The 11,247-nt window shown below is 49.2% G+C and carries 9 protein-coding genes; 5 read left to right on the forward strand and 4 right to left on the reverse strand.

The window, feature by feature from the left end; genetic code table 11:
• Nucleotides 1–37 precede the first annotated feature (37 nt).
• Together JWG39_RS06060 and JWG39_RS06065 are read right to left on the reverse strand one after the other, a co-directional pair.
• Nucleotides 38–706, reverse strand: a complete 669-nt coding sequence (locus JWG39_RS06060; RefSeq protein WP_205218483.1) for a thiamine pyrophosphate-dependent enzyme — start codon at nt 704–706, stop codon at nt 38–40.
• A complete protein-coding gene (locus tag JWG39_RS06065; RefSeq protein WP_205218484.1) occupies nt 703–2,430 on the reverse strand; it encodes a 2-oxoacid:acceptor oxidoreductase family protein in 1,728 nt (575 codons plus the stop codon). The genes JWG39_RS06060 and JWG39_RS06065 overlap by 4 nt, the downstream gene beginning before the upstream one ends.
• Nucleotides 2,431–3,603: 1,173 nt before the next feature.
• Here JWG39_RS06065 and JWG39_RS06070 point away from each other — a divergent pair.
• From JWG39_RS06070 to panD, 4 genes are read left to right on the forward strand one after another with little or no spacing between them, the layout of a single operon-like run.
• Nucleotides 3,604–4,494 (forward strand): Rossmann-like and DUF2520 domain-containing protein, encoded by an 891-nt coding sequence (locus JWG39_RS06070; RefSeq protein ID WP_205218485.1) that lies wholly within the window; start codon nt 3,604–3,606, stop codon nt 4,492–4,494.
• 17 nt (nt 4,495–4,511) lie between these two features.
• Nucleotides 4,512–5,354 (forward strand): 3-methyl-2-oxobutanoate hydroxymethyltransferase, encoded by an 843-nt coding sequence (gene panB / locus JWG39_RS06075; RefSeq protein WP_205218486.1) that lies wholly within the window; start codon nt 4,512–4,514, stop codon nt 5,352–5,354.
• A complete protein-coding gene (gene panC / locus JWG39_RS06080; protein WP_205218487.1) occupies nt 5,351–6,211 on the forward strand; it encodes a pantoate--beta-alanine ligase in 861 nt (286 codons plus the stop codon). The genes panB and panC overlap by 4 nt, the downstream gene beginning before the upstream one ends.
• A complete protein-coding gene (panD, locus tag JWG39_RS06085; RefSeq protein ID WP_205218488.1) occupies nt 6,211–6,594 on the forward strand; it encodes an aspartate 1-decarboxylase in 384 nt (127 codons plus the stop codon). The genes panC and panD overlap by 1 nt, the downstream gene beginning before the upstream one ends.
• A 430-nt stretch (nt 6,595–7,024) precedes the next feature.
• On the opposite strand, the gene JWG39_RS06090 is transcribed toward panD, so the two are convergent.
• Nucleotides 7,025–8,233, reverse strand: a complete 1,209-nt coding sequence (locus JWG39_RS06090; RefSeq protein WP_205218489.1) for an MFS transporter — start codon at nt 8,231–8,233, stop codon at nt 7,025–7,027.
• Between the two features lie 445 nt (nt 8,234–8,678).
• Between JWG39_RS06090 and JWG39_RS06095 the strand changes: the two genes are divergently transcribed.
• Nucleotides 8,679–10,049, forward strand: coding sequence for a transposase (locus tag JWG39_RS06095; RefSeq protein ID WP_205218490.1), 1,371 nt, complete (start codon nt 8,679–8,681; stop codon nt 10,047–10,049).
• Between the two features lie 400 nt (nt 10,050–10,449).
• On the opposite strand, the gene JWG39_RS06100 is transcribed toward JWG39_RS06095, so the two are convergent.
• Nucleotides 10,450–11,055, reverse strand: a complete 606-nt coding sequence (locus tag JWG39_RS06100) for a TetR/AcrR family transcriptional regulator (RefSeq protein WP_205218491.1) — start codon at nt 11,053–11,055, stop codon at nt 10,450–10,452.
• Nucleotides 11,056–11,247 lie beyond the last annotated feature (192 nt).

Genomic DNA, 11,247 nt, shown 5'->3' on the forward strand with positions numbered 1-11,247 from the left:
GTCTCCCGTCTCCTTTCTCCCTTTTTCAACCTACCCTTCAGGAGTCTTCCTGCCCGAGAGGTTTTCCAGAACCGGGCCGGGGCAGCCGACAGGCAGCCATGCGGAACGTCTCGTTAATCTGTTGCAATACAGCATTGCCTGGAGAGACGGGATCTTCCACTGCCGCCTTGTCGGCTGCCTCTGCGCTTGTCCTGTCGGCGGGCAGTTCACAAATATCTCCTGCCACAATCTCAAGATAACTGAAACCGGGCTGACGCAGGGTTCTCTTTATCGCCTCGACAAGTCTGCCGCTCTCCCGACCGCAGCAGCTGGCACTCTTTATTTCACAGGAGGGCAAATTGCTTTCACCGTCGCCGGGAAGGTGAATCCAGGCGAGGTGTACTCCGCTTTGCAGAACGTTAAGTAATATTCCCGGGGTGCAGTTTTCTCCATCACTTATGCAGATGGTAAGCAGATTGTTTCCGGCAGTGCAGGAGCCGATGGCCATGGAGGCAAGTAGTCCCGGCGGGGCGGCGACGCCGCAGGATTGCCCAAGGAAGCAGGCCGGGGCTGCGGCGCAGTTGATGGTCGTGAAGCGGGCTACCCGGTGGGGTGGTATCTTCAGCTCAAAGCATGCCTCCATCAGTGCCTCATATACCTGCAGATTTCCGCACTCTCCGGCGCAGGGGAGGGTGCCGTCATACTCTTCCCTTTTATATTCGCTCACAATATCCTCCCGAGCTGTTTCTCAATAAAGTCCACACTTATCGGCAGGCCGTCATAACTCTGCAGCAGCTCTATCTTCTCCGCCGGAGAACCCAGTTCGTTGACCAGCAGCTGAAGCATCTGGCCGTCGCGGTTCTGCTCCACGAGAACTACTCTCCGGTGGTCGCGAATAAAGTCCTCCAACTCATAATGAAAGGGGAAGGAGCGGATGCGCAGGGTGTTGAAGCGGATATCCCGTGTGGAGAAACGGCCCACGGCCTCGTACGCGGCATGGGTGCTGGAGCCGTAGAAGAGAATGCCGAGGCGATTCTCCGGATCACGAAAGGCGGAGTGCGGGGCGGGCAGCAGCGCCTTGGAGCTCTCCCATTTTTTCAGCAGACGACGAAGGTTGTCCTCGTAGTTGTCAGGTGCTTCGGTGAAGTCACCATACTTGTCGTGAGCGACTTTCGAGGCAACCCACGCGCCACGGTTGCGGTGACTGCCAGGCAGGGTACGGGGGCAGACACCGTCCCGTTCCCCGTTCCCGTAACGGGCCCAGCGATTGTTCATCTTCTCCAGATCCTCTGTGTTCACCAGCCAGCCGCGGTCGGTTCCGGCCTTGTCATTCCAGTGAAAGGGTTCCGTAACGGAGAGACTGTTATGCAGATCATAGTCGCTCATTACCAGTACCGGTGTCTGCAGAGAATCGGCAAGATTAAAGGCCTCGGCGGTCATGGTGAAACATTCGTGGGGATTACAGGGGAAGAGGAGGGGGTAGCGGGTGTCGCCGCGGGCGGCGCAGGCTGCGGTGAGAATATCGCCCTGCATGGTGCGGCGGTTCATGCCGGGAGCGGTCTGCACGTTAACGATCACCGCCGGCAGTTCGGCGAAACAGGCAAACCCCAGTGCCTGACTCATCTGCGCCAGCGAGGATGTAATGGTAAAGGCCCGTTTGCCCCGCCATGTCGCGCCGAGCACATTGCCGAGCGCATCGCCGCCACTTCCGGCGTGCAGAGAGATAACGCGGGAGGAGTCTCCGCAGTATTCATGGACAAGAGAGGTGTACTCGTCGGCAAAGGTGCGGTTGTCATGCCAGGCGAGGAAACTCGCTTCGGCGTAGATTGCGCCAAGGGCGGTGGCGGTGGCCCCGCTGATAAAAATGCCGTTGCGTACGGCGCGACTCTTTTTAATGGAGAGTTGACAGGTGCGCACCGGGTAGTTGGCTTTTGCCCAGGCGCGGCCCCTGGTGATGGCAGCTCCTGATTCTTTCCCTCTGCAGAGACAGAGAAGCGGGGCGGCCTCAAGGTCAAGAAAGAAACTGAGGGCGCCAAGGAGGATCAGATCAACAGCAGAGGCGGGGGGGGCGGCCAGCTCTCTGCTCAGGGTGGTGGCGGGAATGGGCAGAACGATAATGTCTTCCCGTTCGCACTCTCCGGGCAGTGGAAAATCGCAATTATAGAGGAAATATCCGCCCTCGGCGACTTTTTCATAGGCGCTGGTGAAGACCGGCGGATGAAGCGCAACGGCCATGTCTGTCGCCTCACTGCGGGCGAGGTAGGAGCGCTCATTAACCCGGACATCGCAGAGACCGGGCTGGCGGCAGTCTGCAGAGGATATGAATTTTGGGCTGGCAGGTACCCCGGCGAGAAAGACGGCACGGGCAAAGAGATGGCCAAAGGTGCGGGCCGACTCTCCTTCACTGTCAGAGAAACGGATAACAAAATCGTTGCGTCGTTTAATGCTCATGGGCAATCGCTGAAGAGAAAAAATTGATTTCTGCATTATGAAGTCAAGAGAAGATACAGATTTCCTCCCCCAATTTGAAAGAAATTCCTATTTTTTCAAGATACCCTGATTTTGTGCAATCTACCAGATTTACCGACTTTCCGGCAAAAAATTGATTGAAAACAGCCCCTGTTTGCTACCACGGAAAACACGGAAGGACACGGAAAACATCAATTATATCAAAGCAAAAAGGGAGACGGGAGGCAGGAGAAGGGAGACGGGAAAAAGCAAAAACTGGAACGACAAAAGACTTTTTGCCTAAGGAAAGCTCGAATAAGGCAAAGGGAAAAAGGGAGACGGGAGAAAGGAGACAGGAGACAGGAAAAAGCAGGGCAACAAAACTTGAGGAGGTTCGTTATGGGATGAGGATGTTTCGAGGTGTTCTTGTGAAAGACGGAACAGCGAAAGGACTTTTTTATATAAAAACTTTCGCGGGTTTAACGTGTTCCGCTGGCTACCCGGTCTTTGTCTTTCCGTCTTTTGCTTTTGCTTTTCCCTTTCTCCCTTCTCCCTTCTCCCGTCTCCTGCCTCCTTCTTCTCCCGTCTCCTTCTTCTGCCTTTCTTCGTGTCCTTCGCGTCCTTCGCGATAAAAATTGTCTTTTGCCCTATTCGCCTTATTCGAGCTTTTATTCGTTGGCAAAAAAATCTGTTGTCCTATCTTTTGCTTTTCCCTGTCTTTTCCGCCTTTCTTCCGCCTTCCTTCGCGTTCTTCGCGGTAAAAAAAATGCTTTACCGTCTTTTGCTTTTCCCCTTCTCCTGTCTCCTTTCTCCCGTCTCCCTTTTCCTGTCCCCCCTGCTTTTGTATTCGTTTGTAACGTCGGGCCGGGAGCAGCTGTTGACGGATGTTGTTATCCGTAGTAAGGACAATTGTGGGTTCCTTGAAACAGCTTGTATCTTGTTTATATTCGAGGCACAGGAGAAAATTTATCGGAGGGATACCTTTGATATCGGAGTCTGGCGTTTCCCTCCGAGGATAATTTTTTGACTGTAACGAAGAAGATGGGCAAAAGGCCGACAGGCTGTTTTCAGCTCCCTGTTTGAAGCTGTCCTTATGACAAAAAATCAAGATAAAATCCCGCTCATTTCAAGGTTCTCATGTCGTTAATCTCCCCCTCTTTTATGTGTTAAACAGCTATGGACAAAAAACAAAAAGTAAAAATTGCTTTTATTGGTGCGGGCAAGGTTGGATGTTCACTCGGAAAACACCTCTCTTTACATGGTCTGAACGTTATCGGCTACCAGAGCAGGAGTCTCCTTTCTGCCAGAGAGGCAGCAGCTTTTACAAGCACCCGGGTGCTTTCTCTGTCCCGCCTGCTCACTGACGCTGAGCTGATTTTTATTACTGTCCCGGATGATCAGATCACTGTGGCTGCTGAAGAAATTGCCCGGCAGGCCAGGCATGAAAGCATTGATCTCAACAATAAGATTTTTTGCCATTGCAGTGGTTCTCTTACCGCTGAAGCCCTTACTGTCCTGTCTGAAATGGGGGCGTATACCTGTTCGCTGCACCCCATGCTCGCCTTTGCTGACACGTTCACCTCGTATGAAAAACTGCAGGAGGCCTTTTTCTCGCTGGAAGGTGATCCGGAAACCCGAAATATCGTGCAGGGTGTAATCAGTGCCTGCGGTAATAGCACCACGATTATAGACGGAGCGAAGAAGGCTGAATATCATCTGGCCGCTGTCATATCGAGTAATTTTGTCCTGGCACTTATCAATCAAAGTATGGAGTTGCTTGCTGACTGTGGTTTCTCTCCAGAGGATTCCGGAAAAGCACTGGCACCCCTGATTCAAAACAATATTAATACTATCCTCAGCCGGGGGCCCCGTGAAAGTCTTACCGGGCCTGTTGAGCGTGCTGATATAAAGACAGTAGAAAAACATCTCGCTGTACTGAAGGGTAACAGAAGAAAAGTATACGCTCTGTTGTCCAGAGAATTAGTTACTCTTGCTGAATCCCGTAAGGGGAATGATAAGGATTATTCCCCGTTACTTTCCCTGCTTGATGAATATATCCAACTCTGAGAAGAAAGGGGCATCTGATGAAAAACACCATCGTTTCACTACAGAAATGCAAAACCAGCGGCAAGAAAATTTCCATGCTGACAGCCTATGATTACGCCACCGCCAAAATTATGGAGCAGTCAGGTATTGATGCTGTTTTAGTCGGTGATTCACTGGGGATGGTCTGTCTGGGATATGAAAATACCCTCTCTGTGACCATGGAAGATATGATACATCACAGTGCCGCTGTTGCACGAGGTGTCAGCAGCGTTTTTGTCGTAACAGATATGCCCTTTATGTCCTACCAGACCAGCGTCTATGATGCGGTGGTGAATGCCGGACGCCTGATTAAGGAGGGCGGTGCCAATGCGGTAAAACTTGAAGGTGGTTTTGAAGTCTGCGAGCACATTACCGCTATTACCCGTGCGTCCATTCCTGTTATGGGGCATCTGGGACTGACTCCCCAGTCAATTAATGCCTTTGGCGGGTATAAAGTTCAGGGAAAAACAGAACAGGCAGCACAAAATCTTCTTGATCAGGCCCTCGCGGTTGAAAAGGCGGGGGCTTTTTCTGTCGTTTTAGAATGTGTTCCTGCAAAACTTGCGGCGCTTGTTACCGCAGAGCTTTCCATCCCGACCATAGGAATCGGAGCCGGTGCACAGTGTGACGGGCAGATTCTGGTGTATCAGGACATGCTGGGGATGTATAACGAGGTCTCGGCTAAATTTGTGAAACATTATGAAAATCTGTCTGAGCGCATGACAGAGGCCTTCAAGACCTATATTGCTGATGTCCAGGCACAGACATTTCCCGGCGTGGAACATACCTATGCCATTGATGATGAAGTGATTGACACGTTAAAAAAACGAGAGAAAAAATGAATATTCTGATCACTGTTCAGGAAGTACGGGAAAAGGTTCAAGAGTGGAAGAGAGCTGGACTTCGGGTTGGTCTGGTTCCTACCATGGGGTATCTGCATGAAGGTCATGCAAGTTTAATAAAGGAGGCGTGTTCACAAAATGACAGGGTCATTGTCAGTGATTTCGTCAACCCTATACAGTTTGGCCCTGGTGAAGACCTCGACGCCTATCCCCGTGATATCGAACATGACAGAAAAACAGCGCAGGATGCTGGTGCTGACTGTATCTTCCATCCAGATGTCGATGAAATGTATGGCTCTGACTTCTCTTCATTTGTCGATATGACAGGGATTACCGAAAATTTATGCGGGAAAAGACGGCCCGGCCATTTTCGTGGTGTGTGTACTGTCGTCAGCAAACTCTTTAATATCGTCACTCCTGATATGGCGTATTTTGGAGAAAAAGATGCGCAGCAGCTGGCGGTAATACGTCAGATGGTACAGGATCTTAACTTTGCTGTGCAAATTATTGGCTGTCCTATTATTCGTGAGCCTGACGGGCTGGCGAAAAGTTCCCGCAATGCTTATTTAAATATGGAAGAACGACAGGCTGCGACTGTTCTGCATGCCGCACTTTCTGGTGCTGAGGATGCGATGCGGGCCGGGGAACGTCAGATTTCTGTTCTTACGGGAATGATTCGCAATACGATTGAGTCCCGGCCCCTGGCCAGAGTGGATTACATTGAAGTTGTGGACAGTAAATCTATGCAGCCGGTCAGTGAAATGAACGCCGATGTCCTTATTGCCATTGCGGTGTATGTCGGGAAAATACGGTTAATTGATAACTTCACCTGGAAGATCCAGGCAGGGAGAATATAATGAAAGTACACATGCTGAAAGCGAAGATTCATCGGATGACGGTAACACAGGCTGAACTGGATTATGTGGGCAGTATTACCGTTGATTCAGATCTGCTTGAAGCCGGTGGCATGTACGAATATGAAAAAGTACAGGTTGTCGATATTGACAATGGTGCCCGTTTTGAAACCTATACTATAGCAGGTGAAAAAGGCTCTGGAACAGTCTGTTTGAATGGTGCTGCTGCACGCTGTGTGCATGTGGGTGACAAAATTATATTGATGGCATATTGCGAAGTTGACAGTGAAGAGGTCGGAACCTTTAAGCCCCAGGTTGTCTTTGTTGACGATGACAATGAAATCACCAGGATAACCCATTACGAAAAACATGGGCAGATTGCCTGAAAAAAGGGAAAAGTAAAAGACGGTAAGACAATTATTTACCGCGAAGAACGCGAAGGAACGCGAAGAAAAGCGGAAAGGACGGAGAAAGGCAAAAGACAGGACAACAGATTTTTTTGCCAACGAATAACTGCTCGAATAAGGCGAATAAAGGCGAAAAAGATTTAAGGACAAAGATTTTTTAAAAAAACAGGGAATTTGTCCTTCGTTGTGAAATTCTTTATTTTTTTTTATAACTTTTTTAATAAGTTATGCTTTTTGTCTCAAAAGTTTTTATTCGCCTTATTCGAGCTTTTATTCGTTGGCAAAAAGTCTTTTGCTTTGTTGTCTTTTCCCTTTTTCCGTTTTGTTCTCAAATGTTTTTCGCCTTTCTTCGCGTTCCTTCGTGTTCTTCGCGGTGAAAAGATGTCTTTCCGCTTTTTGCTTTTCCTGTCTAAATATTTTTTGTCTCTATAATCCGCACCTCTTCAGATGCGGGTGCAGGCAGTGTTAAGGCGATAAGAAAGATTAAAACAGGAAGAGGCGTAAGAGAGGAGAACGCCGTCCAGACGCCATAGATGTCTGCCAGCTTGCCGATAAGGGGGGCCGCTCCACCGCCAACGGCGACGGCAAGACCGATGGTGACGCCGGAAGAGAGCCCGACACGGCCGGGCAGATATCTCTGTCCGAGGACGATGGTGGGACTGTATGTTACAAAGATGACGGCCCCCAGGGGGATCAGCAAAATCGTTGCCGCCACCAGGCTGTCCATGGCAACAAAAAGCGGGAGAAGAATGGACAGGCCGAGAAAGCCGATTATGACCACCCGTCTCTGCCCATAACGGTCGGCGAGATTGCCGCCAGTAATGTTCCCGACTATGCCGGAACCTGAAAAGATGGAGAGGGCAACCGCTCCTGCCAGGTGAGATTGACCGAAAACCTTTATCCAGTAGATTGGGATAAAGATATTCAGCCCGAAAAAAACGATGGAACGAAGGCTCACCATCGCCCCTATCCGTGCAAAAGCACTCCAGTTTTCTTTAAGAACAACGGCGGACGCGGCGTTTTTAAGTCGTGCCCCGGCTGCTTCAAGTTCTTCAAATAACGAAAATTGTGAAATTACGACAATGGACATAATCGTTGCCGGGATAAGAAGAACCAGCGTTCCAGGAAGGCCCCAGTGCACGACTGCTGTTGAAGCAATAAGCGGTCCCACAGCAAATCCGATTGTGCCGCCAACACCAAAAAAGCTCATCGCCGTATTTTTACGATCCCCCGCAGCGAGATTAACAAGTCGTGCCGCCTGTGGATGATATGCTGCGATGCCAATTCCGCTTATGACCCCAAGAACCAGAAGCACAGGGTATGATGTGCAGAGCCCGGACAGGCCGAGTCCCAGACAGCCCAGCATCATTCCCAGCGGAAGAAGCCATGGTTTGGCAAAGCGGTCTGCGGCGAGACCGAACATCGGCTGGATAATACTTGAGGACATGTTGACCGCAAACACTATGGCTGCCGCTGCAGTATAGGAGAGACCGTAGGTCGATATGAAAAAAGGGAGCAGGGCGGGCAGCGCCCCCTGGTTGAGATCTGTGGCCAGATGACCGGCTGCCAGAATCGTGATCTGGCGTTTCTTTATTTCAATATCCTGACGATTTGCCATTGCTGCTTCCTTGTGAAGAAATTCGGTTAAAAAAAGATTTTGAACGTTTTATACCATTTATATTTTGTATTGGCAGATTCAAAGGCAGGAGGGACGGAAAAAGGGAGACAGGAGAAAGGGAAAAGCAAAAGACGGTAAGACGATTTTTTACCGCGAAGAACGCGAAGGAACGCGAAGAAAGGCGAAAAAGATTTAAGGACAAAGATTTTATTTAATTAAGGCGGGCAGGACAGGAGAAGGGGAAAAGATTTTAAAACTAAACAGAGATTTGCTGTTGTTGTTCTGTCAGCGGTTCCCGGACACCCCTGAAACCCAGCAATAGCGTAGTTTTTAAAAAAAGTCTTCGTAAACATTTCAGGAATCAAGGTAAAATTTCCCTTGACATATCGATGCGATTGTAATCGTCTTTTTGTAAGCAATATTAAAACCTTACAAGGAGGCTGCAATGTCCCGTCACATAAAAGAAACTATAAAAAGCCACAGACGAAAAATGGCCCAAACTGAAGACATCAAACTTCGCCAACACCTGAATGCCGACGCGCTTATTAAAGATATGCACACCGGTTTTGCAGGGATTCGAGACCATCGTACAGGTACTGTTAGCCACACTCTTGCCGATTCACTTATGGCCGGTTTTGCCATGTTTTCGCTAAAAGACCCCTCGTTACTCGTTTTTGATCAACGGAGATTTCGTAGTTGTCAGAATCTTATGTCCATCTATGGGATGGGCAGTATTCCCTGCGATACCTCAATGCGGGAGATCCTCGACGGGGTCAATCCTAATGATCTCCGGCCACTGTTTAAGGATGCCTTCCGGCAATTGCAGCGCGGTAAGATCTTAGAAAAATTTGTCTTTATGGAAGGCTGCTATCTCCTCAATCTCGACGGCACAGGTTATTTTTCTTCGGATTCCCGACATTCTGATGCCTGCCTCGAAAAAAAACATCGGAAGAGCGGCAAGATTACGTATTATCTTCAAACAGTCGGCGCAGCTGTTGTTCACCCTGATCATAAAGAGGTCATTGTCCTGCCACCGGAAACCATCAGGAAACAGGACGGCGAGAAAAAAATGGACTGTGAACGTAATGCGGTGCGGCGTTTTCTCGGCAAACTACGGCAGGACCATCCACACCTTCAGTTCATTGTCAACGAGGATGCTTTAAGTTCCAACGCACCGCATATAGAAGATCTTGAGGCTAATAATCTCCATTATATCCTGGGCGCAAAGCCGGGAGATCATCAGTTTCTTTTTCACTACGTAGACGATGCCGTGGCCAGGGGAGAGGGCATAGAATTTACAGTAACCAAACAGAATACGCCCCACTTAACGCATTGCTTTCGTGTTGTTTATAACGCTCCTCTCAATAAATCACACCAGGATACAAGGGTTACTTTTGTCGAATACTGGGAAGAAAACAGTAAGACCGGCAAAACACAACACTTCACCTGGGTTACCGATTTGACCATCACCGAAGAGAATATTTTTCATTTTATGCGTGGTGCCCGTGCCAGGTGGAAGATTGAAAATGAAACATTCAACACCTTGAAAAATCAGGGGTATCACTTCGATCACAATTTTGGCCTCGGCAAGAAACACCTGACTGAAGTCTTTGTTCTCCTCATGATGTTGGCCTTTCTCATTGATCAGATCCTGCAGTTATGTTGCTCTCTGTTTCAGGCTGCCTGCAAGATCTTTAAGACGAAAAGATTATTCTGGGAAAATGTACGCAGTAAATTTCGGGAGTTTTACATCGAAAATATGGAGGATTTATATCGTTCCCTGTTGGTGTACAATCCGGTTCCGCTGCAATACTGACGGTATAATCGGACTGATATAAAAAATGAGATCCCTGCTTGAAAAATATCGACAGGGGCAAATGGATTAGTGTGTCGAAAAGACGTCATAAATACGGCTGGTTCCCACCCGAGTTGCATATTGTTGGTCAAAAACCTCATTATACTGTTTGGTTTTGTGCTGAATTCACAGCCGATGGTACGAAAATCAATTTTAGGCCGTTTTTTAGCTCCAGCCGGGAATAGCTGTTGTTCTGTCTTTACTCTTCGCGTCCTTCGCGTCCTTCGCGGTAAAATTCTTTGTCTTTTGCCCTTATTCGCCTTATTCGAGCAGTTATTCGTTGGCAAAAAGTCTTTCCGCTGTTCCAGTTTTTGCTTTTCCCTGCCTCCCGTCTCCCGTCTCCCGTCTCCTTTCTCCTTCTTTACCTCTCCTCTTCCACAGCCAGCCGCACCACCCCTTCCACCAGCGCTCGGACAAAGGCCTCATCAAGCGGGCCGTGATCCATCAGCAGGCGATACCACATCGGACCGTGCAGCATGTCTACGGCCAGTTCCAGATCGAACCCGCTGCGCAGACGCACATTATTTTCATGGCGGTTGAAAATCTCCCGTATCGCCTCCCGTCGTGTCTCAAGGAACTGCAGGCGGAAGGAGGCCAGCGAACCATCCTCCACCCGTGAGGCGGAGATAACACCCACCAGCAGGTTGCGTGCGGTGGGCGTGTTGAGGCGACGGCTGATAGCGGAAGCGAGTTCCAGCAGATCATCACGCAGGGTGTTGCCCTGCGGGTGGTCGGGCAGGCGGGTGTGGTGAATCTCTTCCAGCAGCGCCTCAATACACAGCTCTGCCTTGTTTCTCCACCAGCGGTAGATGGTTTGCTTGCCCACTCCGGCGTGCTTTGCCACTTCGTCAATGCGCAGGTCGGCGTACCCCTGTTCTGCGATCAGTTCAAGGGTTGCCTGTAAAATGGCGTGGTGGGTCTTTGCACAACGCGGTCTCCCGCGGTTGCATTTTTCTTCTGTTGTCATAATGAACCTCCAGTCGTATTGTATAGATTCATTTGTAATGTAGTAAAATGTAGCATATATAGTCCCTAGGAGCCTGTCCGAGAATAGAAAAAGCAACCTGACCTGTTATGAAAATGGCTACTTTTGGTATTTACATTATTGACGAATGAATAAACAATTATAGTCAGTAACATACTGTAATATAAACAAAAA

The organism is Desulforhopalus vacuolatus, assembly GCF_016918505.1.
Classification (GTDB): Bacteria; Desulfobacterota; Desulfobulbia; order Desulfobulbales; family Desulfocapsaceae; genus Desulforhopalus; species Desulforhopalus vacuolatus.